This is a genomic window from Variovorax sp. 38R (assembly GCF_014843395.1).
Lineage (GTDB): Bacteria > Pseudomonadota > Gammaproteobacteria > Burkholderiales > Burkholderiaceae_C > Variovorax > Variovorax paradoxus_H.
The window spans coordinates 654042-679057 of sequence record NZ_CP062121.1 but is presented as its reverse complement, the minus strand read 5'-3'; the positions used below and the strand labels follow the sequence as shown (position 1 = coordinate 679057).

At 68.3% G+C, this 25016-nt stretch carries 20 protein-coding genes; 1 reads left to right on the top strand and 19 read right to left on the bottom strand.

The window, feature by feature from the left end; translation table 11 throughout:
* Position 1 precedes the first annotated feature (1 nt).
* From IG196_RS03005 to dksA, 16 genes are all read right to left on the bottom strand, one after another.
* Positions 2–973, bottom strand: a complete 972-nt coding sequence (locus tag IG196_RS03005; RefSeq protein ID WP_192194971.1) for a D-alanine--D-alanine ligase — start codon at positions 971–973, stop codon at positions 2–4.
* Positions 970–2445, bottom strand: coding sequence for a UDP-N-acetylmuramate--L-alanine ligase (murC, locus tag IG196_RS03000; protein ID WP_192194970.1), 1476 nt, complete (start codon positions 2443–2445; stop codon positions 970–972). Before murC ends, IG196_RS03005 begins: the two co-directional genes overlap by 4 nt.
* Entirely contained in the window at positions 2442–3506 is a 1065-nt protein-coding gene (murG, locus tag IG196_RS02995) for an undecaprenyldiphospho-muramoylpentapeptide beta-N-acetylglucosaminyltransferase (RefSeq protein ID WP_192194969.1), read from the bottom strand. Before murG ends, murC begins: the two co-directional genes overlap by 4 nt.
* Positions 3503–4798 carry a putative lipid II flippase FtsW gene (gene ftsW, locus IG196_RS02990; RefSeq protein ID WP_101491201.1) on the bottom strand — a complete coding sequence of 432 codons (1296 nt, stop codon included), beginning with the start codon at positions 4796–4798 and terminating at the stop codon, positions 3503–3505. Before ftsW ends, murG begins: the two co-directional genes overlap by 4 nt.
* Positions 4795–7074, bottom strand: coding sequence for a UDP-N-acetylmuramoyl-L-alanine--D-glutamate ligase (gene murD, locus IG196_RS02985; RefSeq protein WP_192194968.1), 2280 nt, complete (start codon positions 7072–7074; stop codon positions 4795–4797). The genes ftsW and murD overlap by 4 nt, the downstream gene beginning before the upstream one ends.
* Before the next feature lie 10 nt (positions 7075–7084).
* Positions 7085–8263, bottom strand: a complete 1179-nt coding sequence (mraY, locus tag IG196_RS02980) for a phospho-N-acetylmuramoyl-pentapeptide-transferase (RefSeq protein WP_192194967.1) — start codon at positions 8261–8263, stop codon at positions 7085–7087.
* Positions 8264–8278: 15 nt separating this feature from the next.
* On the bottom strand, positions 8279–9727 hold the full coding sequence (locus tag IG196_RS02975) for a UDP-N-acetylmuramoyl-tripeptide--D-alanyl-D-alanine ligase (protein ID WP_192196904.1): 1449 nt from the start codon (positions 9725–9727) through the stop codon (positions 8279–8281).
* Between the two features lie 5 nt (positions 9728–9732).
* Positions 9733–11289: a UDP-N-acetylmuramoyl-L-alanyl-D-glutamate--2,6-diaminopimelate ligase gene (locus IG196_RS02970; RefSeq protein ID WP_192194966.1), complete on the bottom strand. Its 1557-nt coding sequence runs from the start codon at positions 11287–11289 to the stop codon at positions 9733–9735.
* A 1-nt stretch (position 11290) separates the two neighbouring features.
* Positions 11291–13045, bottom strand: a complete 1755-nt coding sequence (locus tag IG196_RS02965) for a peptidoglycan D,D-transpeptidase FtsI family protein (RefSeq protein ID WP_192194965.1) — start codon at positions 13043–13045, stop codon at positions 11291–11293.
* Complete coding sequence (gene ftsL, locus IG196_RS02960; protein ID WP_101491206.1) at positions 13042–13386, bottom strand: cell division protein FtsL; 345 nt, start codon at positions 13384–13386, stop codon at positions 13042–13044. The genes IG196_RS02965 and ftsL overlap by 4 nt, the downstream gene beginning before the upstream one ends.
* Positions 13387–13388: 2 nt before the next feature.
* Positions 13389–14312: a 16S rRNA (cytosine(1402)-N(4))-methyltransferase RsmH gene (gene rsmH, locus IG196_RS02955; protein ID WP_062474238.1), complete on the bottom strand. Its 924-nt coding sequence runs from the start codon at positions 14310–14312 to the stop codon at positions 13389–13391.
* A gap of 8 nt (positions 14313–14320) precedes the next feature.
* Positions 14321–14749 carry a division/cell wall cluster transcriptional repressor MraZ gene (gene mraZ, locus IG196_RS02950; protein ID WP_056576192.1) on the bottom strand — a complete coding sequence of 143 codons (429 nt, stop codon included), beginning with the start codon at positions 14747–14749 and terminating at the stop codon, positions 14321–14323.
* Between the two features lie 273 nt (positions 14750–15022).
* Entirely contained in the window at positions 15023–16351 is a 1329-nt protein-coding gene (hslU, locus tag IG196_RS02945; protein ID WP_192194964.1) for an ATP-dependent protease ATPase subunit HslU, read from the bottom strand.
* 2 nt (positions 16352–16353) lie between these two features.
* Complete coding sequence (gene hslV / locus IG196_RS02940) at positions 16354–16899, bottom strand: ATP-dependent protease subunit HslV (protein WP_042578379.1); 546 nt, start codon at positions 16897–16899, stop codon at positions 16354–16356.
* 104 nt (positions 16900–17003) lie between these two features.
* Complete coding sequence (locus tag IG196_RS02935; RefSeq protein WP_192194963.1) at positions 17004–18662, bottom strand: STAS domain-containing protein; 1659 nt, start codon at positions 18660–18662, stop codon at positions 17004–17006.
* Positions 18663–18710: 48 nt separating this feature from the next.
* Positions 18711–19376 (bottom strand): RNA polymerase-binding protein DksA, encoded by a 666-nt coding sequence (gene dksA, locus IG196_RS02930; RefSeq protein ID WP_101491210.1) that lies wholly within the window; start codon positions 19374–19376, stop codon positions 18711–18713.
* A 670-nt stretch (positions 19377–20046) separates the two neighbouring features.
* Here dksA and IG196_RS02925 point away from each other — a divergent pair.
* Positions 20047–21582 carry a YdgA family protein gene (locus tag IG196_RS02925; RefSeq protein WP_225616909.1) on the top strand — a complete coding sequence of 512 codons (1536 nt, stop codon included), beginning with the start codon at positions 20047–20049 and terminating at the stop codon, positions 21580–21582.
* A 72-nt stretch (positions 21583–21654) separates the two neighbouring features.
* Here IG196_RS02925 and IG196_RS02920 read toward each other — a convergent pair whose 3' ends face one another.
* From IG196_RS02920 to IG196_RS02910, 3 genes are all read right to left on the bottom strand, one after another.
* On the bottom strand, positions 21655–22710 hold the full coding sequence (locus IG196_RS02920; RefSeq protein WP_192194961.1) for a CobW family GTP-binding protein: 1056 nt from the start codon (positions 22708–22710) through the stop codon (positions 21655–21657).
* 100 nt (positions 22711–22810) lie between these two features.
* Positions 22811–24025 (bottom strand): class I SAM-dependent rRNA methyltransferase, encoded by a 1215-nt coding sequence (locus tag IG196_RS02915; protein WP_192194960.1) that lies wholly within the window; start codon positions 24023–24025, stop codon positions 22811–22813.
* Between the two features lie 59 nt (positions 24026–24084).
* Positions 24085–25005 carry a tyrosine recombinase XerC gene (locus tag IG196_RS02910; protein ID WP_192194959.1) on the bottom strand — a complete coding sequence of 307 codons (921 nt, stop codon included), beginning with the start codon at positions 25003–25005 and terminating at the stop codon, positions 24085–24087.
* Between the last annotated feature and the right edge of the window lie 11 nt (positions 25006–25016).

The window sequence follows — 25016 nt, the reverse complement described above, 5'->3', positions numbered from 1 at the left end:
CTTAGTTCGCGCCTCCCCTGGCATCGAGCGACGCGGACGCGAGCACGCGCACGCACAGCTCTTCGTAGGGAATGCCCGCCGCGCGCGCCGACATCGGCACCAGCGAATGGCTGGTCATGCCGGGCGAGGTGTTCATCTCGAGCAGGAAGGGCTTGCGGTCGCTGGCGCGGATCATCACGTCGGCGCGGCCCCAGCCGCGGCAGCCGAGCGTGTGGTACGCGGCCAGCGTGATGCGCTGGATCTCGCGTTCCTCGGCTTCGGGCAGGCCGCTCGGGCACTGGTACTTCACGTCGTCGGTGAAGTACTTGTTCTGGTAGTCGTAGGCACCTTCAGGTGCGGCAATGCGCACCACCGGCAGCGCCCGTGCATCGAGCCCCTGGCCGAGCACGGCGCAGGTGACTTCTTCGCCGTCGATGAACTCTTCGCACAGCACGTCGGCGTCGAACTTCGCCGACAGCGCCACAGCATCCTGCATCTGCGAGTAGCCCTCGACCTTGGTCACGCCGATGGACGAGCCCTCGCGCGGCGGCTTCACGATCAGCGGCAGGCCGAGCACGTCGGGCACCACCATGACCTGCTCGCGGCTTTGCTGGTCGAAGGCCAGGCGCACGTACTTGGGCGTCGGCAGGCCGTCAGCCTGCCAGATGCGCTTGGTCATGACTTTGTCCATCGCCACGCTCGAGGCCATCACGCCCGAGCCGGTGTAGGGAATGCCGAGCAGCTCGAGCGCGCCCTGCACCGTGCCGTCTTCGCCATGGCGGCCATGCAGCGCGACGAAGCAGCGCGCGAAGCCTTCGCGCTTCAGGTCGGTGAGATCACGCTCCGACGGGTCGAACGCGTGCGCATCGACGCCGCGCGAACGCAGCGCCTGCAGCACGCCGGCGCCGGACATCAGCGACACCTCGCGTTCGGCGGAACTGCCGCCGAACAGCACGGCCACCTTGCCGAAAAGATGTGGTTCCTGAAGGCTCACGAGGCCCTCCCCTTGCGCGCAGTGCGCTCTGAAGTTGTTGATGAGGGTGCGGGCGACGGCACGACAGCCGCGCCGAGTTCGACCACCTTGCCCGGCACGGCGCCGATGGAGCCTGCGCCCATGCACAGCACCACGTCACCCGCGCGGGCGTTGTCCAGAATGGTTTGCGGCAGCGCGCCGATGTCGTCCACGAACACCGGCTCGACCTTGCCGGCCACACGCAACGCGCGCGCCAGCGACCGGCCATCGGCGGCCACGATGGGCGCCTCGCCCGCGGCATAGACCTCGCCCAGCAGCACGGCGTCGGCCGTGCCGATGACTTTCACGAAGTCCTCGAAGCAGTCGCGCGTGCGGGTGTAGCGGTGCGGCTGGAAGGCCAGCACCAGCCGGCGGCCGGGGAAGGCGCCGCGCGCGGCGGAAATGGTGGCCGCCATCTCGACCGGGTGATGCCCATAGTCGTCGATGACGGTGAAGCGCCCGCCAGCCGTGTCGTTCGGCACGGCCACGTCGCCATAACTCTGGAAGCGGCGACCCACGCCCTTGAAGCCTTCGAGGCCGCGCTGTACGGCCTCGTCGGGAATGCCGAGCTCGACCGCCACGGCGATCACGGACAGCGCGTTGCGCACGTTGTGCTCGCCCGGCAGGTTCAGCACGATGGGCAGGTCGGGCAGCGTCACGCCGTTGCGGCGCTGCGCGGTGAAATGCATCTGGGCGCCGACGGCGCGCACGTCGATGGCGCGCACCTGGGCGTCTTCGCCGAAGCCGTAGCTGGTGACCGGGCAGGTCACGTCGGCCACGATGTCGCGCACCGCCGGATCGTCGGTGCACAGGATGGCCACGCCGTAGAACGGCATGCGGTGCAGGAAGTCGACAAAGGCCTTCTTGAGCTTCGCGAAGTCGTGCCCGTAGGTCTCCATGTGGTCGGCGTCGATGTTCGTGACCACCGCCATCACTGGCAGCAGGTTCAGGAACGAAGCGTCCGACTCGTCGGCCTCGACCACGATGTAGTCGCCGCTGCCCAGCTGCGCATTGGCGCCGGCGCTGTTCAGGCGACCGCCGATCACAAAGGTCGGGTCGAGCCCGGCGGCGTCGAGCACGCTCGCCACCAGGCTGGTGGTCGTGGTCTTGCCGTGCGTGCCGGCAATGGCGATGCCCTGCTTCAGGCGCATCAGCTCCGCGAGCATCAACGCACGCGGCACGACCGGAATGCGTTTTTCGCGCGCGGCCAGCACCTCGGGGTTGTCCGACTGCACGGCGGTGGAGGTGACGACTGCGTCCGCGCCATCGATGTGCGCGGCGGCGTGGCCCACGAAGGTGCCGATGCCCAGGCCTGCAAGGCGGCGCAGCGTGGCGCTGTCCGACAGGTCGGAGCCGGTGATCTTGTAGCCCAGGTTCAGCAGCACCTCGGCAATGCCGCTCATGCCGGAGCCGCCGACGCCGACGAAGTGGATGTGACGGATCGCGTGCTTCATTTCGCGAGCTCCTCGCAGGCGCGGACGACCGCCTCGACGGCTTCGGTCTTCCGCATAGTCTTGGCCTTCTGGGCCCGTTCGATCAAGGTCGCGCGTTCGGTTGTCTGTAGCAAATCAGCCAGCAATTCAGGGGTGAGGTCGGTCTGCTGCACCAGCCAGCCGCCGCCCGCGTCCACGAGGAAACGCGCGTTGGTGGTCTGGTGGTCGTCGACCGCCGAGGGGAAAGGCACGAACAGCGCTGCTGCGCCGACGGCCGCGATTTCGGTGACGGTGCTGGCGCCAGCGCGCGCGACGATGAGGTCGGCCCCGGCGTACGCCTGCGCGGTGTCGTCGATGAAGGGCGTGAGTTCGCCCTCGACGCCGGCCGCCGCATAGTTGGCGCGCAGCTCGTCGATCTGCTTGGCGCCGCTCTGGTGCAGCACCTGCGGGCGAAGGTCGGGCGCGATGCGCGCCAGCGCCTGCGGCACCACGGTATTGAGCGCACGCGCGCCCAGGCTGCCGCCAACCACGAGCAATTTGAGCGGACCCGTGCGGCCCGCGAAGCGCGTGGCCGGATCGGGCTGCGACGTGAAGGCCGCGCGCAGCGGATTGCCCACCCACTGCGCCTTCTTCAGCACGTTCGGGAAGGCAGTGAACACGCGGTCGGCCACGCCCGCCAGCACCTTGTTGGCGAGGCCGGCGACCGAGTTCTGCTCGTGCAGCACCAGCGGCTTGCCCATGAGCACGCCCATCATTCCGCCCGGGAAGGTGATGTAGCCGCCCAGGCCCACCAGCACGTCGGGCTTCACGCGGCGCACCACGCCCAGGCTCTGCCAGAAGGCGCGCAGCAGCTTCAGCGGCAGCAGGAACAGCGTGAGCGGGCCCTTGCCGCGCACGCCGCCGAACTGCACAGGCTCGAAGGCGAAGCCGCGCGGCGGCACGAGTTTTTCTTCCATGCTGCCGGGCGCGCCCAGCCAGTGCACGCGCCAGCCGCGCTCGCGCAGGGCTTCGGCCACGGCCAGGCCCGGGAAGATGTGGCCGCCCGTTCCGCCTGCCATGACCAGAGCAGTACGCGTCGTCATACGCGACCTCCCCGCATGAGCACGCGGTTCTCGTAGTCGATGCGCAGCACCACGGCCAGCGCCACGAGGTTCATCAAAATCGCCGAACCGCCGAAGCTCATCAGCGGCAGGGTCAGGCCCTTGGTCGGCAGCGCGCCGAGGTTCACGCCCATGTTGATGAAGGCCTGGAAGCCGACCCACACGCCCACGCCCTGGGCCACGAGGCCCGAGAACACGCGGTCGAGCGCGATCGCCTGGCGGCCGATGTGCATGATGCGGCGCGTGAGCCAAAGGAACATGCCGATGATCAGCAGCACGCCGATGAGGCCGAACTCTTCGCCGATCACGGCCAGCAGGAAGTCGGTGTGTGCTTCGGGCAGCCAGTGCAGCTTCTCGACACTGCCGCCCAGGCCCACGCCGAAAATCTCGCCACGCCCGATGGCGATCAGCGAGTGCGACAGCTGGTAGCCCTTGCCCAGCGCGTGCTCTTCGCTCCACGGATCGAGGTACGCAAAGATGCGCTCGCGGCGCCATGGGCTGCTCGCCACGATGGAGCCGAAAGCCACCACCACCAGCGTCGCGATCACGAAGAACATGCGCGCGTTCACGCCGCCCAGGAACAGGATGCCCATGGCGATCACGGCGATCACCATGAACGCGCCCATGTCGGGCTCGGCCATCACCAGCATGCCGACCACCACCACCGCGATGCCCATCGGCAGCACGGCGCGGAAGAAGCGCTCCTTGATCTCCATCTTGCGCACCATGTAGCTGGCGGCGTAGAGCACCATCGCGAACTTGGCCAGCTCCGACGGCTGGAAGCGCATGAAGCCCATCGGCAGCCAGCGGCGCGCGCCGTTCACGTTGATGCCGATGTGCGGAATGAGCACCGCCACCAGCAGCAGCAGCGAGGCGACGAAGAGCCAGGGCGCGGTGCGCTCCCAGGTCTTCATGGGGATCTGGAAGGTCAGCAGCGCGGCGATGAAGGCGATGACCAGCGAGGCCGCGTGCCGCGTGAGGAAGAACGACGGACCGTAGCCGGCGCGCGCGAAGCGGGGGTTGTCGGGCAGCGCGATCGAGGCCGAATACACCATGATCAGGCCCCAGGTCATCAGCGCGACCGTGACCCAGACCAGCGCCTGGTCGAAACCCAGCACGCGCATCGGCGTGGCCTTGGTCTGCGCAATGCCGGCGCCACCCAGCCGCACGGGCAGGTGCACGGGCAGCGAATCCATGCCGCTGCGGGCGCGCCGGAACCAGCCGCCGAAACGGCTGCCGGTGCGGGTTTCCTGGCCTGCGGCTGCGGAGTTCAAATCGGGTCCTCCATCGATCCGGCGGTGGACAGCGAGGTTTGCGGGGCGTACGACACCACGGCATCGTCGCCACCCACGGCATCGCGCGGGCTGTCGGCGTAAGCCTCCACGGCCTCGCGGAACACCTCGGCGCGGTGCGCGTAGTCCTTGAACATGTCGAAGCTCGCACAGGCCGGTGACAGCAGCACGGCATCGCCGGGATGGGCGCGCGCGGCGGCGAGCTTGACGGCTTCTTCCATGGAGCCCGCGTGCTTCAGCGACACGCCGGTGGCGGCCAGTGCGGCCTCGATGAGCGGGGCGTCGCGGCCGATGAGCACGACGGCGCGCGCGTACTGGCGCACGGGGTCGGCCAGCGGCTCGAAGTCCTGGCCCTTGCCTTCGCCGCCGAGGATCACGACCACGCGGCGCTCTTCACCGAGGCCGCTGAGCGCGGCCACGGTGGCGCCGACGTTGGTGCCCTTGCTGTCGTCGAAGAACTCGACCTCGTCCACGATGGCGATGGGCTCGACGCGGTGCGGTTCGCCGCGGTACTCGCGCAGGCCGTACAGCATCGGGCCCAGCGGGCAGTCGGCGGCGCTGGCGAGTGCGAGCGCGGCCAGGGCGTTCATGGCGTTGTGGCGGCCGCGGATGCGCAGCGCGTCGGCAGGCATGAGGCGCTGGAAGAAGATTTCTTCTTCGACCACCGCACCGCGCTTGCGCTTCTGCGTTTCGTCGGCTTCCAGCGCGCGCACCAGCCAGGCCACGCCATTGATGCGCTCGATGCCGTAGTCGCCGGGGCGCAGCGGCATCGCGCCGCCGAAGGTGACGTGGGTGCGGATCTGCGGACGCTGCAGCTTCACGCGGACGGGCGGCGGCAGCATGGCCATCACGCCGGCGTCGTCGCGGTTCAGGATCATCAGGCCCTTGGCGCCGAAGATGCGCGCCTTGGCAGCGGCATACGCCGGCATGTCGCCATGCCAGTCGAGATGGTCCTGCGTGAGGTTGAGCACGGTCGCGGCCGTGGGCTCGAAGCCCTGCACGCCGTCGAGCTGGAAGCTCGAGAGTTCGAGCACCCACACCTCGGGCAGCGTGTCGGCATCGATGTGCGCGGCCAGCGTATCGAGCAGCGTCGGGCCGATGTTGCCGGCCACGGCCACGGTCTTGCCCGCGCGTTCGACCAGTTGGCCGGTGAGCGAGGTGACGGTGGTCTTGCCGTTGGTGCCGCTGATCGCGAGCACGGCCGGCGTGTAGCCCTTGGGCGCTTCGGGTTCAGGCTCGGGCACGAGCACCATCTGGGGCGTGTCTTCCTCGACCGCCGCCGACGCCGGGTTGGTGGCGGACAGCTCGGCGATCGTGGCGACGAACGCGGCGGCCTCAAGCGCGGCGGTGGGCACGTAGGGCTTGCCGGGGGGCGGGAGCCGGGAGAGGCTGGCGGCGGACGCGGGTGCGGGTGCAGCCGACGCGTCAGGTGCGTCGGGCACATCGGTGGTGGCGGCCGGTGCTGCGCCGTCTTCCGTGGCGGCGTCTTCAGCGACGACGTCTTCGGTCGGCCGCGTCACCGGCACGCTCAGCGATGCGTCGCGCGGCATGGCTTCGGCCATGGCGGGCGGTGTGGCTTCGGTCGGTTCGACGGGCGCGGTGGGTTCGGTTTCTGCGGCAGTCGCATCGACTGGCGGCGCGGCTTCGGTCAACTCAGCGGCCACGGCCTCCGTGGGTGTAGCCGCCTCGGTCGCCTCCACAGCTTCGACGGGTGCAGACGCTTCGGGCTCGCCTTCGACAACCGCAGCAGCCTCCGGCGCGGGCACTTCCGGCGTCTCGGCCGTCACAGCATCCGCCACTGGGACTTCTTCGCTCAAGGCCAGTTCGGCCTGGGCCGGCGCTTCAACGACCGGCTCGGCCACGGCGGTTTCAACGGGCACGTCAGCCTCGACTTCCACCACCGGCACCTCGACCGTCCGCAGGTCGAGCAGCGCGCGCGCGAACAGGTCCAGCTCGCCGCCGACCACGAGGCCCACGGCCTTGGCGGCATTGACGACCGACGCCAGCGTCGCGGGCGACAGGCCCGGCGAGCGGTAGACGGCTCGGATCGGCGTGCCTTCAACCAGCGCGGCCGTGAACGGCCCGCCGATGAAGGTCGCGTCGGGCAGCTCGGCCTGCAGCGTCGCGAGCGAAGCGGGTGCCTCGCGCGTGTCGGCCACGGTCACGACCGCGCCGTGGCGCGCGCACCAGCGCGCCATCGCCAGCCCGGACGCGCCGAGGCCGAGGATGAGAACGGGGAGGTCTTTCAGGTGCCGCATGGTTGTGTGGTTACCGCAGCTTCAGCGTGGAAAGGCCGATGAGGCACAGCAGCATCGTGATGATCCAGAAGCGCACGACGACCTGCGTCTCGCGCCAGCCGCTCTTCTCGAAGTGGTGGTGCAGCGGCGCCATCTTGAGCACGCGGCGGCCTTCGCCATAACGCTTCTTCGTGTACTTGAAGTACATGACCTGCGCCATCACCGAGATCGCCTCGACCACAAAGATGCCGCCCATGATGAAGAACACGATCTCCTGGCGCACGATGACCGCGATGGTGCCCAGCGCGCCGCCGAGCGCCAGCGCGCCCACGTCGCCCATGAAGACCTGCGCCGGATGCGTGTTGAACCAGAGGAACGCGAGCCCCGCGCCAGCCATGGCCGAGCAGAACACCAGCAGCTCGCCCGAGCCCGGGATGTAGGGAAACAGCAGGTACTTGGAAAACACCGCGCTGCCCGTGACGTAGGCGAACACGCCCAGCGCCGAGCCCACCATCACCACCGGCATAATCGCCAGGCCGTCGAGGCCGTCGGTCAGGTTGACGGCGTTGCTCGCACCCACGATCACAAGGTACGTGAGGATCACGAAGCCGATGCCGCCCAGCGGGTAGCTGACTTCCTTGAAGAAGGGCACCAGCAGATTGATCTTGGGCGGAAAGTCGAGGTCGAAGCCCGAGCGCACCCAGGCGAAGAACAGCTCGAGCACGCGCCAGTTGGAGCTCTCGGAAATGCTGAACAGCAGATAGAAACCCGCGAGCAGGCCGACCACCGATTGCCAGAAGTACTTCTCGCGCGAGCGCATGCCTTCGGGGTCCTTGCGCACCACCTTGCGCCAGTCGTCCACCCAGCCGATGGCGCCGAAGCCCATCGTGACCCACAGCACGATCCACACGAAGCGGTTCGACAGGTCGAACCACAGCAAGGTGGCGAACGCAATCGCGAACAGCACGAGCACGCCGCCCATGGTGGGCGTGCCGCTCTTGGTCAGGTGCGTTTCCATGCCGTAGCCGCGGATCGGCTGGCCGATCTTGAGCGCGGCGAGGCGGCGAATGACGTACGGGCCGGCCACCAGGCCGACCACGAGCGCCGTCAGCGCGGCCATGAGGGCACGGAACGTGAGGTACTGGAAAACGCGCAAAAACCCGAACTCGGGCGACAGCGTCTGCAGCCATTGGGCCAGGGACATCAGCATGGTGTGTTGCGCGGCTCATGCGTCATGACCGGCCTCCTTTTGTTGTTGTGCCTCGATCGCCTGCACCACGCGTTCCATCTTCATGAAGCGCGAACCCTTGACCAGCACGCTGCCCAACTGCGGCAGGCGGGCGAGCACGGCCGCGCGGAGCGTGTCGAAATCGTCGAAATGACGGCCGCCGGCATCGCCGGCGTCGTCGTTGTTGTTGAAAGCCGTCGCCGTGTGCACGGTCTCGCCGCCCAGCGTGTAGACGGCGTCGAGCCCGCGCTGCCGCGCCCAGGCGCCGACTTCGGCGTGGAACGCAGGTGCGCGGTCGCCGACCTCGCCCATCTCGCCGAGCACCAGCAGACGCGGGGCGGGCAGGCCGGTGAGCACGTCGATGGCGGCAATCACGGAGTCGGGGTTGGCGTTGTAGCTGTCGTCGACCAGCGTGAGCGCGTGCCCATCGGGCAGCACGATCTCGACGGCCCGGGAGCGGCCCTTGACCGGCTCGAAGGCCGACAGGCCCGCGGCGATGGTGTCGAGCGACACGCCGGCGGCCAGCGCGCAGGCGGTGGCGGCGAGCGCGTTGCCCACGTTGTGACGGCCCGCGATGTGCAGGCGCGCGTCGAAGGCGCCCAGCGGCGTGCGCACGCGCACGGTCCAAGCGCCCTGCAGCCATTCGGCACTGTCGAGCCAGATGTCGGCATCGGCGTGTTCGCCGAAGGTCAGGCAGCGGCGCGACCCGTTCTGGCGCGCCATGTCGGTCCACAGCGAGGTGAAGGTGTCGCCGTACGGGAACACGGCCGTGCCGTCGTCGGGCAGCGCCGCGAACACGGCGGCGTTCTCGATGGCGACCGCCTCGACGCTGGCCATGAACTCCTGGTGCTCGCGCTGCGCGTTGTTGACCAGGGCGATGGTCGGGCGCGACATGGCGGCCAGCCGCGCGATCTCGCCCGGATGGTTCATGCCCAGCTCGAGCACCGCCAGCTGGTGCTGCGCGCGCAGGCGCATCAGCGTGAGCGGCACGCCGATCTCGTTGTTGAAGTTGCCGGCCGTGGCCAGCGCGCGGTCGGCGCGGAAGGCGGCGAGCACGGCCGCGATCATCTGCGTGACCGTGGTCTTGCCGTTGCTGCCGGTGACGGCGATCAGCGGCAGGCTGAACTGCGCGCGCCAGCCGGCGCCCAGTGCGCCGAGCGCGACGAGCGAATCGGGCACCTCGAGGCCGGCAAGGCCCGCGGCGTCGAGACCGCCGTGCGCAATGGCGGCCACGGCGCCCTGCTTCTTCGCGTCGGCCAGGAAATCGTTGGCATCGAAACGCTCGCCCTTGAGCGCGACGAACAGGTCGCCGGCGGCCAGGGTGCGGGTGTCGGTGTGGACGCGCGCGACGACGGTGGCGGGGTCGCCCACGAGGCGCGAACCCGGCACCCATTGCTGCGCCTGCGCCAGCGTGAGGTGGAGCGGTGTGGAGACGGGCGTGGCCATGGCGGTCATGCGGCACCCCGCTTCGCGAGCGCGTCGAGCGCGTGGGTCTTGTCGGAGAACGGCAGGCGCTGGCCGGCGATTTCCTGCCACTCTTCGTGGCCCTTGCCGGCGATCAGCACGACGTCTTGCGGTGCCGCCTGCGCGATGGTTTCAGCGATGGCGCGCGCACGGTCGACCTGTACGCGGGCCGCCTCGACGCGCGTGAAACCGCGCAGCGCCTGGCTGATGATGGCGTCGGGGTTCTCGTTGCGCGGGTTGTCGCTGGTGAGCACGACGTGGTCGGCCTGCCGCTCGGCAACGGCGGCCATCAGCGGGCGCTTGATCGGGTCGCGGTTGCCGCCGCAGCCGAACACGCACCAGAGCGCACCGCCGCGCTGCTTGGCGAGCGGGCGCAGGCCGGCGAGGGCCTTGTCGAGCGCATCGGGCGTGTGGGCGTAGTCGACCACGGCCAGCGGCGCGTTGTCGGTCGGCTGCACGCGGTCCATGCGGCCCGGCACGCTGCTGAGGTGGGCGCAGGCGGCCACGGCCTGCGCGAGCGTGAGCCCCAGCGCGCGCAGGGTGCCGAGCACGCCGAGCAGGTTGGCGACGTTGTACTGGCCGATCAGCCCGGTGGCGAGCCGCTCGGCCGGCGCTGTGCTGCCGTGCTCGGCCACGGTGAACTGCAGGCCTTGCGCGTCGTAGCCGATGTCGCGCGCCATGAGCCGCGCGGGCTTGCCGGCGGCCGAGACGGTCCAGACGTCGAGCGCGCCGATGCCGGCGTCGAGCAGGTTGGCGCACAGGCTCGCGCCATGCATGTCGTCGATGTTGATCACCGCGGCGCGCAGGCCGGGCCAGCGGAACAGCTCGGCCTTGGCCTGCCAGTAGGCGTCCATGCTGCCGTGGTAATCGAGGTGGTCCTGCGTGAAATTGGTGAACACGGCGACCGCGATGCGGCAGCCGTCGAGCCGGCGCTCGGCGATGCCGATCGACGAGGCCTCGATGGCGCAGGCGCCGAAGCCGTCGGTGACGAAGTCGCGCAGCGCGCGCTGCAGCATCACGGGGTCGGGCGTGGTCAGGCCGGTGTAGGTGAGCGCTGGCGGCACGCCGATGCCCAGCGTGCCGACCACGGCGCAGGGCGACGGGGCGCCGCGCTCGGTGGTGCCGTCGGGGCGCATCGCGCGCACGCCGCCGGCCGCGCGCAGCGTGGACAGCGATTCGGCCAGCCACCACGCGGTGGAGGTCTTGCCGTTGGTGCCGGTCACGGCGAGCACGTCGAGCTGCGCCGAGGGGTTGTCGTAGAAGGCGGCGGCGATCGGGCCGGTGGCGGCCTTGAGGCCGGGGTAGCTCACGATGCGCTCGTCGCCGTCGAAGCCGAAGGCGTCCAGGCCCTCGTGCTCGACGAGGCAGGCCACGGCGCCTTGCGCCAGCGCGGCCGCCACGTGCTGGCGGCCGTCGGTCGCGGCGCCGGGCCAGGCGATGAAGGCATCGCCCGGGCCGATCGCGCGGCTGTCGGCGAGCAGTGCGCCCTGCACGCGCTCTTTCAGCCAGAACGCGGCGGTGGTGGGGGAAGTGAGTGTCAGCATGTCAGAAGCTCTCGGGGACGTCTTGCGTCTGCACGAGGGGTTTGACCGCCAGATCGGGCGGGACGTTCATCATGCGCAGCGTCTGCTGCACGACTTCGCTGAACACCGGTGCTGCGGCGAGGCCGCCGTAGTACTGGCCGTCGCTGGGCTCGTCGATCATCACCGCGACGATGATGCGCGGCTTCTCGATGGGCGCCATGCCGGTGAACCAGGCGCGGTACTTGTTGCTGGCGTAGCCCTTGCCGACCTGCTTGTGGGCCGTGCCCGACTTGCCGCCGACCGAGTAGCCGACCGTCTGCGCGCGCGTGCCGGTGCCGCCCGGGCCGGCGGCCATCTGCAGCATCTTGCGCACCGCGAGCGCGTTGGACGGCGAGAACACGCGCACGCCGACGGGCGGCTCGGTGTTCTTCAGGATGGTCACCGGAATGATGGAGCCGTCGTGCGCGAACGAGGTGTACGAATGCGCCATCTGGAACAGCGACGCCGACAGGCCGTAGCCGTAGGCCATGGTGGCCTGCTCGACCGGCTTCCAGGTCTTCCACGGGCGCAGCCGGCCCGTCACGGCGCCGGGAAACTGGATCTGCGGCTTCTGGCCGTAGCCGAGCGCGGTGTAGGTGTCCCACATCTCGTGGGGCGTCATCTTCTGGGCGATCTTGAGCGCGCCCACGTTGCTCGACTTCTGGATCACGCCCTCGACCGTCAGCGCCCCATAGTTGTGGGTGTCGCTGATGGTGAAGCCGCCCAGCTGGTAGCGCCCGGGCGCGGTGTCGATGATGGTCGAGGGCTTCACGCGACCGGCCTCGAGCGCCATCGCCACGGTGATGGGCTTCATGGTCGAGCCGGGCTCGAAGGTGTCGGTGAGCGCGCGGTTGCGCAGCTGCTCGCCGGTGAGGTTCTGGCGCTTGTCGGGCACGTAGCTCGGGTAGTTGGCCAGTGCCAGCACCTCGCCGGTGGTGCTGTCGAGCACCACCACGCTGCCGGCCTTGGCCTTGCGCGCCGTGACGGCGTCGCGCAGCTTCTGGTAGGCGAAGAACTGCACCTTGCTGTCGACGCTGAGCTGGATGTCCTGGCCCTCGACTGGCGGCACCTGCTCGCCCACGCCTTCGACCACGCGGCCCAACCGGTCCTTGATGACGCGGCGCGAACCGGCCTTGCCGGCCAGTTCCTTGTTGAACGCCAGCTCGATGCCTTCCTGGCCGTTGTCTTCCACGTTGGTGAAGCCCACCACGTGCGCCGCCGCCTCGCCCTCGGGGTACTGGCGCTTGTATTCCTTGCGCTGGTAGATGCCCTTGAGGTTGAGCGCGGCGATCTGCTTGGCGATGGGCTCGTCGACCTGGCGCTTGATCCAGACGAAGGTCTTGTCTTCGTCTTCGAGCTTCTTGTCGAAGTCCTTCTGCGGCATGCCGAGCAGCTTGGCCACCTGCTTGAGCTTGGCGCGCACCTCGGGGTCGTCGCGTTCCACGTCTTCGGGAATGGCCCAGATGCTGGGCGCGACCACGCTGGACGCGAGGATGAGCCCGTTGCGATCGAGGATGCGGCCGCGGTTGGCCGGCAGCTCGAGCGTGCGCGCAAAGCGCACCTCGCCCTGGCGCTGGAAGAAGCTGTTGTTGAAGACCTGCACGTACGCGGCCCGCCCCGCCAGCATGACGAAGCCGAAGGCGATGCCGGCGACGATGAACTTGCTGCGCCACACCGGCGTCTTGCTCGCGAGCAAGGGGCTGGTGGTGTAGCGCACGCTGCGGTTGCCGCGGCTCATCGGGCGGGCCTCGCGGTGGCGGCGCCGGGCTTGGGCGGCGTGGTGGGCGGCAGCGGTGCGATGGCCGGAATCACCGAGCCGTCGGGGCGCACGTACTGCGTGATGGCCGGCGAGGCCGTGCGCATCTGCAGCTGTTCCTTGGCCAGCTTCTCCACGCGCAGCGGCGTGGCCTGTGCGCGCTTTTCCACCTGCAGGCGGTCGTGCTCGGTTTCGAGCTTGCGCGCCTCCTGCTGGGCGCGGTCGAACTCGGTGTAGAGCTGGCGCGACTGGTACTGGGTGTGCACAAGGTACAAAGCCGTCGCAATGACGGCCAGCAGAAGGAGCAGGTTGATCCGCGCCATGGCTACCCGGCTTCCGTGCGTTCAGCCACCCGAAGGATGGCGCTGCGCGAGCGCGGGTTGCCGCGCACTTCTTCTTCGGACGGCTTGATGCGCTCGAGCGCATGCAGCTTCATCACCTTGGGCGCAGCGAAGGGCGCACGGCGGTCGTAGACCTCCTTCGAGTGCTTGGCGATGAACTGCTTGACGATGCGGTCTTCGAGCGAATGAAAGCTGATCACCGCGAGCCGGCCGCCGGGCGCGAGCACCGACAGGCTGGCTTCTAGCGCTTGTTGCAGCTCCTCAAGCTCGGCGTTGATGAAAATCCGAAAAGCCTGAAATGTGCGCGTTGCAGGGTTCTGGCCCTGCTCGCGGGTTTTGACCGTGCCAGCCACGAGCTCGGCCAGTTCGGTGGTGGTTGAAATTGCGCCCCGTTCTTGTCTGCGAGCAACAATCGCCTTTGCAATCTGAACAGCAAACCGTTCTTCGCCATAGTCACGGATCACCTCTGCAATTTGTTGAAGTTCGGCCGTTGCCAGCCACTCGGCCACGCTCTCGCCGCGCGTGGTGTCCATGCGCATGTCGAGCGGACCGTCGAAACGAAAACTGAAGCCGCGCACCGGGTTGTCGATTTGCGGCGAACTCACGCCCAGGTCCATCAGCAGACCGTTGACGCTGGCGTCGGGCAATTCGCCCAGCGAACGGAATCCCTGGTGGCGGATAGAAAAACGCGCATCCGAGATGCGCGCTGCTTCGGCCACTGCTTCTGCATCCTTGTCGAATGCGATGAGCCTGCCTTCCGGCGCCAGCCGCGCGAGGATGGCGCGCGCATGCCCTCCGCGGCCGAAGGTGGCGTCCACGTACGTACCCGTGGCTGCCGCGCTGCCGGAAAGAAGTGCTTCCACCGCCTCGTTCAACAAGACGGTCGTGTGGGTCAGAGGGGTGTTCACAGGGCTCCTCAGAACGCGAAGTCCTGAAACACATCCGGCATCTCGCCCTGGGTGGCCTCGGCCTCCTTGGCCTCGTAGGTGGCCTTGTCCCAGAGCTCGAAGTGGTTGCCCATGCCCAGCAGCAGCGTTTCGCGGTTGATGCCGGTAGCGGCGCGCAGCTCGGGCGACACCAGCACGCGGCCGGTACCGTCCATCTCGACGTCCATCGCGTTACCGAGGAAGACGCGCTTCCACCACTGCGCCGACATCGGCAGCGCAGCAATGCGTTCGCGGAATTTTTCCCATTCGGGACGGGGGAACACCATCAGGCATCCGTGCGGATGCTTGGTGATCGTGAGTTGGCCGCCCGCCGTGGCGCTCAGGACGTCGCGATGCCGGGTCGGCACGGAGAGCCGCCCCTTGGCATCCAGACTGAGCGATGAAGCGCCTTGAAACACGACCACGAAACCCCTGTGGTGGGAGGTGCCGCGACACCCGAAAGGGGCGTTGCCCGCACTTTTTCCCACTTAACTGCACTTTTTTCCACTGTAGCAGGAAACACTTGCGACGCAACTGGGGCCCGGGGGTATTTTTTGTAATGGAATCAACGACTTAGCGCCGATTTCCAAACCTGGAAATCGGCGAATTGTGTTGAAAATGAAGTACTTAGCTCACGCAGTGAAAGTGATGCGTGAAGGACGACCCCGTTACAGGGGCCGAGGGAGGCGGCTTCAGAGGATGAAGCGCGAAAGGTCTTCGTCGTGACTTAGTGCCGCAAGGCGCTCGTCGACGTAAGCGGCATCGATGCGGACCGTCTGGCCCTCGATGCGGGTGGCATCGAAGCTTACCTCATCGAGCAGGCGCTCCATCACGGTCGAGAGCCGGCGTGCGCCGATGTTCTCGGTGCGCTCGTTCACCTCGAAGGCGATGGCCGCCAGCCGCGTGATGCCGTCGGGCGTGAAGTCGAGCGTCACGCCTTCGGTGGCCAGCAGCGCCTGGTACTGCTTCACGAGCGACGCGCGCGTCTGCGTGAGGATGCTCTCGAAGTCCGACACCGAGAGCGATTGCAGCTCGACGCGGATCGGAAAGCGCCCCTGCAGCTCGGGAATGAGGTCACTCGGCTTGCTCAGGTGGAAGGCGCCGCTCGCGATGAACAGCATGTGGTCGGTGCGCACCACGCCGTACTTGGTCGACACGGCCGTGCCTTCCACGAGCGGCAGCAGGTCGCGCTGCACACCCTGGCGCGAGACGTCGGAGCCCTGCGCTTCGCTGCGCGTGGCGACCTTGTCGATCTCGTCGATGAACACGATGCCGTTCTGCTCGGCGTTGGCGATCGCCTGCGTGCGGATCTCGTCCTCGTTGACCAGCTTGGCGGCTTCTTCGTCGATCAGCAGGCGCATCGCCTCGGCGATCTTGAGCTTGCGCGTCTTGCGCTTGCCGCCGCCGATCTGGCCGAACATGCCGCGCAGTTGCTCGGTCATTTCCTCCATGCCGGCGGGGCCCATGATCTCCAGCGGCGCGCGGGTTTCGGCGAGGTCGAGCTCGATCTCCTTGTCGTCGAGCTGGTGCTCGCGCAGCTTCTTGCGGAAGGCCTGGCGCGTCGGGTTGGGGCTGTCGAGTGCGGGCGCTGCGCCATCGGCGCCGCGTGCCGGAGGCAGCAACGCGTCGAGGATGCGCTCTTCGGCCGCGTCCTCGGCACGCGCGCGCACCTTCACGCTTTCGGATTCGCGCGTCTGCTTGACGGCGATCTCGGCGAGGTCGCGAATGATCGAGTCGACGTCCTTGCCCACGTAGCCCACCTCGGTGAACTTGGTGGCCTCGACCTTGATGAACGGTGCATCGGCCAGGCGGGCCAGGCGGCGGGCGATTTCGGTCTTGCCGACGCCCGTCGGGCCGATCATGAGGATGTTCTTCGGCGTGATCTCGTGGCGCAGCGAGTCGTCGACCTTCTGGCGGCGCCAGCGGTTGCGCAGTGCAATGGCCACGGCGCGCTTGGCGGCGGGCTGGCCGACGATGTGGTTGTCGAGCTCGGAGACGATTTCCTGGGGGGTCATGGACATGGTCAGAGCGCTTCCACCGTGTGGTTCATGTTCGTGTAAATGCAGATTTCTCCGGCGATCGCCAGCGATTTGCGCACGATCTGCTCGGCCGACAGGTCGGTGTTGTCGATCAGCGCCTTGGCCGCCGACTGGGCGTACGCGCCCCCCGAACCGATGGCGATCACGCCGTCTTCGGGTTCCAACACGTCGCCATTGCCGGTGATGATGAGCGAGGTCGTGGCGTCGGCCACGGCCAGCATGGCCTCGAGCTTGCGCAGCACGCGATCGGTGCGCCAGTCCTTGGTGAGCTCGACCGCTGCGCGGGTCAGGTGGCCCTGGTGCTTTTCGAGCTTGGCCTCGAAACGCTCGAAGAGCGTGAAGGCATCGGCGGTGGCGCCGGCGAACCCCGCCAGGACCTTGCCGTGATAGAGCCGGCGCACTTTGCGCGCCGTGCCCTTGATGACGATGTTGCCGAGAGTGACCTGCCCGTCTCCGCCAATGGCGACCTGATCGCCTTGGGGGGTCTTGCGGCGCACGCTCACGATGGTGGTGCCGTGAAACTGTTCCATCGCAGCCATCTGGGGATGGGCCCAGCCAATGCAACCCCTGCGGTCGGACAAGCTGCTGGCGGAAAAAACGCGGCGCAGGAGCCGTGAACGCCCCTGTGCCGGGGTCAGTTCTTGCGGACGGCGACCGTGGCGTGGTCGGTGATGCCAATCAGCCCGAAGAGCGCGGCAATCAGCCGGTGCGCATCGACGAACTGCACCCGTTCGCCATTTGCGTCGCGCTCGCGGACCCAGCTCAGCAGCGTGCCGGCCGCCGCCAGGTCCATGCGCAGCAGGGCCGCGCACGAGATGACCGGCGCCGTCGTGTGGCGCAGGTCGTGGTCCAGGCGCTGCCAGCACGACAGCGAATCGCCGCGCAGGTCGCCCGCCAGCGCGGCAAAGCCGCTGTCGGTGGACGGGAAGCTCTCGGAATCGCCCCCGACCGATAGCAGCGACCACACCGAACTCGGCCGGCTCGGCGGCGGCGCGGCCAGCGAGGTGCACTCGCCCTTCGGGTCTTGCCAGGACGGCGGCGACACCTCGTAGGTGATGCAGTAGTTGAGCGCCACCAGCTCGAAGTCGTCGGGCATGTGCAGCATGCGCAGCGTCGCGAGGCGCAGCTGCCACCAGGCGTCGTCGGGATGGCGTTCGTTGTTGGGCGTGGCCGCGGCCAGCACGGCCAGAAGCTGCGAGACGCCGAAGAAGCGCAGCTGCACCGGCGAATCGGACCAGTGGGTGAACAGGATGCGCAGCGGCGCGACGGCCGGCGGATCGATCTCGGCGAGCGCGCGCCAGTCGAGCGTCCAGACCATGCCGGCCTGCGAGAGCGCGCGCGTGAGGGCCATCAGCCCTTCGCGCGTGAGATGTGCGGGGCTGGCCCAGTCGGCGGCGCCGGTGGTGTCGGAGGCCGCTTCGGCGTCCTCGCTGGCGGTGACGGCCTTCACGCTGCGCGCGAGCTCGTCGAGCGAGACCCAGTCGGGCCCCATGCGCTTCATGCGCTGCGCATAGCGCATGCGGGCGGCTGCGAACTTGGCGGCGTCGCCAATGGCGCGGTACAGGTCGAACAGCGCGCGCCAGCGGGCGTCGTCGCGCTCCACCGTGGCGGCCGCGGCGCCGTCGTCGGCGGAAGGCACCGGCTCGGCGGCCAGCGCCTGCAGCAGGATGGCTTCGGCGCCGGTGTCGTCGCCGTGCGCGAAGCGGATCACCGCTTCTTCGAGTGCGCCGTCATGGGTGAGCCGGGACGGCTGGGGCGCGGGGACGGCGGCTGCGGCAGCAACCTCTGGCGCAGCGGCTACGGGTGCGGAAACGGCCGGGGCGCCTGGCTCGGCCGGCAATTGGTCGCCGCCGCTGTCGACCGGCGGCAGCGTTTCAGCGCCCGCGTCGGGCGGCGGATTGACCAGCGTCTCGCCGTTCGGCCCGCGGCCCTTCCACCACTGCTGCGACATCTGCTCTTCGATCTCGTCGATCTTCTTGAGCGTGAGTGCGCGGCCTTCGGGTTTTTCGGAGGTGCTGTTGAGGTTGAACGACGACGGCGTGACCGTCGCTTCAAAAGCGTGGGCTGCCGCCTCGCGTTGGCGCAGCTTGCGCAGCATGTCGAACTCGCGGCGGCGCACGAAGTCGTTGCGCTGGCGCCGTTCGATCATTTCCTTCAGCATCTCGCGGCTGTAGGTCTGCTCGGGCAGCGACGAGTCGGAGGACGGGGCGTCCAGCTCCGACCAGTCTTTCAGGGGATTTCGAACGAACTTGGCCACCTTCGAAAAAAGGCGGCCTGACTCTTCCTTTGCCATTCAGAGAAGGTTATCGAAAGCGCGAATTTCTCTCTACCTTGCTGCGGCTCAATCCCCGAACATTTTCTGCTTCAGCTCGCGGCGCTGTTGCGCTTCGAGCGAGAGCGTGGCGGTCGGGCGGGCCAGCAGGCGGCCGACGCCGATGGGCTCGCCGGTCTCGTCGCAGTAGCCGTAGTCGCCGGCGTCGATGCGCTGGATCGACTGCTCGATCTTCTTGAGCAGCTTGCGTTCGCGGTCGCGCGTGCGCAGCTCGAGCGCGTGCTCTTCCTCGATCGTGGCGCGGTCGGCCGGGTCGGGCACGACCACGGTGTCTTCGCGCAGGTGCTCGGTGGTTTCACCGGCGTTCTCGAGGATGCCGCGCTTGAGTTCGACGAGTTTCAGGCGGAAGAACGCCATCTGCTTGTCGTTCATGTACTCGTCGTCGGGCATCGCGATGACCTCGGCGTCGCTCAGTTCGGCGGGCGTCTTGGTCTTCCAGTTGTTGAGCAGCTTCGGGTCTTTCTTGACGGCCAGCGGCGGCGGCGGCACCAGCGCGGTGGAAGGCGCCTGCGAGAAGCTGGACTTGGCGGCGGTCGACGCCACGGATTGCGGCATCGAGGGCACGGTGAGTTGCGACAGCCGGGACACGCGGCCACCACGCGCGGCGGGAGCGGGCGTAGCGGGGATCGAGGGTGTCGCCGGGGCGGAAGAAGAGGCGGCAGCCGTTTTTTTCATGGGGGTCGGGGGAGCAGAAAGGGTGGCCGCAGAACGGCCGACCGGTTGGGATGACGTAGGCGCCGTGCCCGCGGACTTGGTTGCGGGCTTGGCGGACTTCTTGGCAGCCGCGGTCCCGGTCTTGGCCGGGGTTGCCGCAGGCTTTTTGAGAGCGCTTTTCTCTTTCGCGGCAGGGGCGGCAGCAGCGGTGGCGGAAACCTTCTTCGCCGCGGGTACAGCCTTTACAGCCGGCGCCTTCTTTGCGGCGGGCTTGGTGGCTGGCGTGGCCTTGACGGCGGGTTTCTTCACGGTGACTGGCTCCTTGTACGAACTGGAACGCGCTTTCACTGGGTGTCTCCTCCCAAGGGAGTCGTTGCGGGTGTCAGGCCGCGCGGGCTCCACGTGTCGGGGGGCGTCCGCAGGTGGGCGAACCCCGGGGTTATACCCCCGAAAGCCCGCCAAAAACCCTTGGCGCCCCGTGCCGTAAGTCATATCTCGCCCCTGTGGACGAAGCATGGCTCCCGGAACAGGCGCGCGATTGTATAGAGAACTCGAAACGCAGCGCCATCGGGTACCGCACTGCCCTGCTCCGGTAGCATCGCGCGGCGCCGCCACAGGGGGTGGCGCAGGCACGCCGCGCGCCGCGGGAGGCAGCGCGGCGGCCCTTCAAACAACCGATCGGAAAGCAATCTTGAACAAGAAAACAGCATTGGGAGTCCTGGCCGCGGCCATCGTCGTTGCCTATGGCGGCAGCACCTGGTGGGCCGGCACGCAAATCAAATCGAGCTACGACGTCGCCCTCGGCGAACTGCCGAAGCAGACCGCGCTGGTGCGCGTGATCGAGCGCAGCTACGAGCACAACTTCTTCGGCGCCGTGAGCACCGTGACGCTCGAACTGGGCTGCCCGGCCGAGGCCGAAGCCGCCACCGCCCCTGCCGCATCGGCACCCGCCGCCGCGCCGGCCGCGGACACGACCGACGTCGCGCAGGCCACGACCGAAGGCGACGAAGAAGAACCCACCGAAGACGACAGCGACGCCAAGGCCACGCCGCCCAAGCCCGTGCGCATCACCTTCCGCGACACCATCCACCACGGCCCGTTCGCCGGCGGCACGCTGGCCGCGGCCGTCATCGACAGCGAACTGGTGCTCGACGCCAAGGCGCAGGCCGAGGCCGAAAAGCTGTTCGGCAAGGCCAAGCCGGTGACCGCGCACACCAAGGTCGGCTTCGGCGGCGGCTTCACCAGCGACCTCACGGTCGCGCCCGCCAAGCTGGCCGAAGAAGGCAAGGGCGAGTTCGCCTGGCAAGGCGCGCAGGCCCGCCTGGACATGGACGCGGCCCGCACCCGCCTGCGCTACGACATGACCATGCCGGGCATGGACATCAGCACCGCCTCCAAGGGCGTGCAGGTGAAGGTGGGCAAGTTCACCGCCAAGGCCGACATGGACGGCAGCGCCGGCTGGCTCCTGGCCACCGGCAAGTCCGAAGGCCGTCTGGACAGCTTCGAGCTGAACGCGCCCAAGGGCCTGCTCCCCGGCGGCGAGGGCGCCGCCCCCGCCAAGTCGATCAAGGTGCTGCTGCAGAACGTCGACCTGATTGCCGAAGCCACCATCAAGGACGGCCTGTACGCCTCCGAAGGCGCCTTCAAGGGCAAGGGCAAGGTCAACGAGACCGCCATCGACAAGTTCGAGATCGCCAGCAGCGCACGCCGCATCCAGGCGGCCGGCTACAAGAAGCTGGCCGACGCCTGGCTGCAGTCGACCGACGGTGCCGGCTGCGGCCAGCGCAGCAAGGGCCAGAAGGACGCGATGCAGGCGCTGATCAAGCAGCTCGCCCCCGACCTCAAGGCCATGGCCAAGCACAGCCCCGAAGCCGGCCTCGACCGCATGCTGATCGAGATCGGCGGCCAGAGCGCCGAGATCAGCTACTCGGTGGCCCTCGCCGGCGTGACCGACGAAGACCTGAAGCTGCCCGGCAACACGCTGCTGCTCCAGCGCGGCGTGCTCAAGGCCAACGCGCGCGTGCCCGTGAAGTGGATCGAGAAGCTGGCCGAAACCGGCGCCGAGAGCGGCCAGACGCCGCCGCCTGAAATGGTCGCGGGCCTGATCGAACAGGCCGAAGAGAACGGCTACGTGAAGCGCGCGGGCGACGACGTGGTCAGCCAGGTCGAGTTCAGCGAAGGCCAGCTCAAGCTCATCGGCAAGCCGGTGGGGAATTTCGGCAAGTAACCAATTCCTGCCCCATGAAAAACGGCGCTGACCTCGCGGTCAGCGCCGTTTTTTCATTTCACGCGCGCGTGCTCAGACCAGGCACTGCTCCAGCCCCTGCTCCAGGATCTCGCGCGGTAGCTCGATGCCGATGAACACCATGCGGCTCTGGCGCACCTCGTCCTTGCCCCACTCCGGGCCCAGGTCGCTGCCCATGAGCTGGTGCACGCCCTGGAAGATCACCTTGCGCTCGGTGCCCTTCATGTTCAGCACGCCCTTGTAGCGCAGCATGCGCGGGCCGTAGATGTTCACGATGGCGCCCAGAAAGTCTTCGAGCTTGGCCGGGTCGAAAGGCCGGTCGGCCTTGTAGACGAAGCTCTTCACGTCGTCATCGGTGTGGTGATGGTGACCGTGGCCCTCGTGCTTGTGCGAGGGGTGGTCGCACGCCTCGCCATGCGCGTGGTCATGGTCGTGGTGGTCGTGCGCCTCTTCTTCCTTCAGGAAGTCCGGGTCGATGTCCAGCTTGGCATTCAGGTTGAAGCCGCGCAGGTCGAAGATGTCCTTCAGCGGCACATCACCGAAATGCGCCTTCTGCTGCGGCGCGCGCGGGTTCATGTGCTTCAGGCGGTGAATGAGCGCGTCGGTCTCTTCGGCCGACACCAGCTCGCTCTTGCTGATGAAGATCTGGTCGGCAAAGCCCACCTGGCGGCGCGCTTCCTGGCGGTCGTTGAGCTGCTGCGGCGCGTGCTTGGCATCGACCAGCGTCAGGATCGAGTCGAGCAGGTAGCTCTCGGCGATCTCGTCGTCCATAAAGAAGGTCTGCGCCACGGGGCCGGGGTCGGCCAGGCCGGTGGTCTCGATCACCACGCGGTCGAAGTCGAGCAGGCCCTGGCGCTTCTTGGCGGCCAGCAGCTGCAGCGCCTCGCGCAGGTCTTCGCGGATGGTGCAGCAGACGCAGCCGTTGCTCATCTGGATGATCTGCTCCTTCGACTCGGTCACGAGGATGTCGCTGTCGATGTTCTCTTCACCGAACTCGTTCTCGATGACCGCGATCTTCTGGCCATGGGCCTCGGTCAGGATGCGCTTGAGCAGCGTGGTTTTGCCCGAGCCGAGAAAGCCGGTCAGGATGGTCGCGGGGATGAGGGCCATGGAAAAGTGCTCCGAAAGCGGAAAACAGAAAAAGGCGGGGGTTGGCGGGCAGTTTAGCCAATGCCACTGAGTTGCGTTGCCGACGGGGTCAAGCCCCCGTTCACAACGGCTTTCGGACCACCACCAGCCCCTTCAGGTACTCCCCTTCCGGGAACTCGATGGTCATCGGGTGGTCGGGCGAGGCGCCCAGGCGTTCGGCGATGTAACCGTCCACGCCGGCGTCGAGCCCGGCCGAGGCCACGATCTTGTGGAACAGGTCGGCGCTGATGCCGCCCGAGCACGAAAACGTGAGCAGCACGCCGCCGGGCTCCAGCAGCTTGAGCGCGAGGCGGTTGATGTCCTTGTAGGCGCGCGCGGCGCGCTCGGCGTGCAGCACCGTGGGCGCAAACTTCGGCGGGTCGAGCACGATGGCGTCGAAGGTGCGGCCCTGGTCGATGAACTCGCGCAGCACCGTGTTCACGTTGGCGTCGAGAAACTCCGTGGCAATGCCCTGCCCCTCGAAGCCGTTCAGCGCCAGGTGCGCGCGGGCCCGGTCGAGCGCGGGCTTGGACGAATCGACCGACACCAGCGAAGCCCCGTCGAGCGCGCCGGCCGCCTTCAGGCCCGCGAGCGCCGCCACGGTGAAGCCGCCCGTGTAGCAAAAACAGTTGAGCACGCGGCGAAAGCGCCGGTGTTGCGCCAACTCGGCAAAGCGCTGGCGGCTGTCGCGCTGGTCGAGGTAGAAGCCGGTCTTGTGGCCGGTCGCGATGTCCAGCGACAGCTGCCAGCCGTGCTCGCGGATGGTGATCTGGGTCTCGCCCTCGCCGCGCAGCCAGCCCGTGACGGGCTTCAGGCCTTCGCGCTCGCGGCCGCTGGCGTCGGAGCGCTCATACAGCTTGGTCAGGCCCGTGGCCGCGAGCAGCGCATCGGCCAGCACGTCTTTCCAGCGCTCCACGCCAGCCGACAGGAACTGCGCCACCAGCGTGTCGCCGTAGCGGTCGACGATCAGCCCCGGCAGGCCGTCGGCCTCGCCGTGCACCAGCCGCATGCCGTCGCTCTGCAGGTCGAACAGGCCGCGCGCATGCACCGCGCGCGCACAGACCGTGGAAAAAAAAGCAGCGTCGATGCGCTGCTTCTCATCAAAGCTCCAGGCCCGTGCCCGGATCTTGGACGTGGGGCCGAAGGCCGCCCACGCAAGGAAGTTGCCGTCGTGCGACTCCACGCGCACCGTTTCCCCCGAGTCCGCGCCGCCGCGCGCAATGGCGGATTCGAAGACCCAGGGATGGCGGCGTTGGAGCGAGCGCTCCTTGCCCGGCTTGAGGCGAAGGGTTTTCATGGGAGAACGGATGAATGAAAGAAGAAATAAAAAACGAAAAGAAAAGCTGCGGACGGTGGCTACTTGCCGTCCTTCTCCGGCCGGGCCTTGGCGCGCGGATGCGCCGCGTCGTAGACCTTGGCCAAGTGCTGGAAATCCAGCCGCGTGTAGACCTGCGTGGTCGCGATGTTGGCATGGCCCAGCAGCTCCTGCACCGCGCGCAGGTCGCTGCTCGACTGCAGCACGTGGCTCGCGAACGAGTGGCGCAGCATGTGCGGATGCACCGGCGCGGCCAGGCCCGCCTTCAGGCTGCGCTCGCGCAGCAGCTTCCACACCGCCTGCGAGGACATGCGCGCGCCGCGCGCACTGACGAACAGCGCCGGCTCCTGGCGCTCGCCGCGCACCGCGAGCCAGTCGCGCAGCGCCTCGGCCGCCTTGCTGCCCACGGGCACGCTGCGCCGCTTGCTGCCCTTGCCGAGCACATGGGCTTCCATCGCGTCCAGGTCGACCCAGCCGCGCGCCGTGCCGCTCGCCTGTGCGTCGAGCCCCGTGAGCTCGCTCACGCGCAGGCCGCAGCCATAGAGCACTTCGACGATGGCGCCGTCGCGCGCTTCGGTCCAGGGGTCAGCCTCGGGGTCGTACAGCTCGGCCAGGCGCACTGCGTCGTCCACGCCCAGCGCCTTCGGCAGCGGCCGGCCCGCCTTGGGCGCGTGCACGTCCTGCACCGGGTTGAAGCCGATCAGCCCTTCATGGCCGAGCCAGCGGTAAAAGCTGCGCCAGCAGGACAGCACCAGCGCAATGCCGCGCGGCTCGCGCCCGGCGCTGTGCAGCTGAGCCATCCAGCGGCGGATGTGCGCCGTCTGCACGCGGTCCAGCGGCAGGTTGGCCTCGGCCGCGTGGTCGGTCAGCGCGCGCAGGTGGAACGCATACAGCTCGACCGTGCGCGGCGCGAGCCGACGCTCCACGCGCACGTGTTCGAGGTATTTGTCGATCCATTCCATGGTGTCGTCGT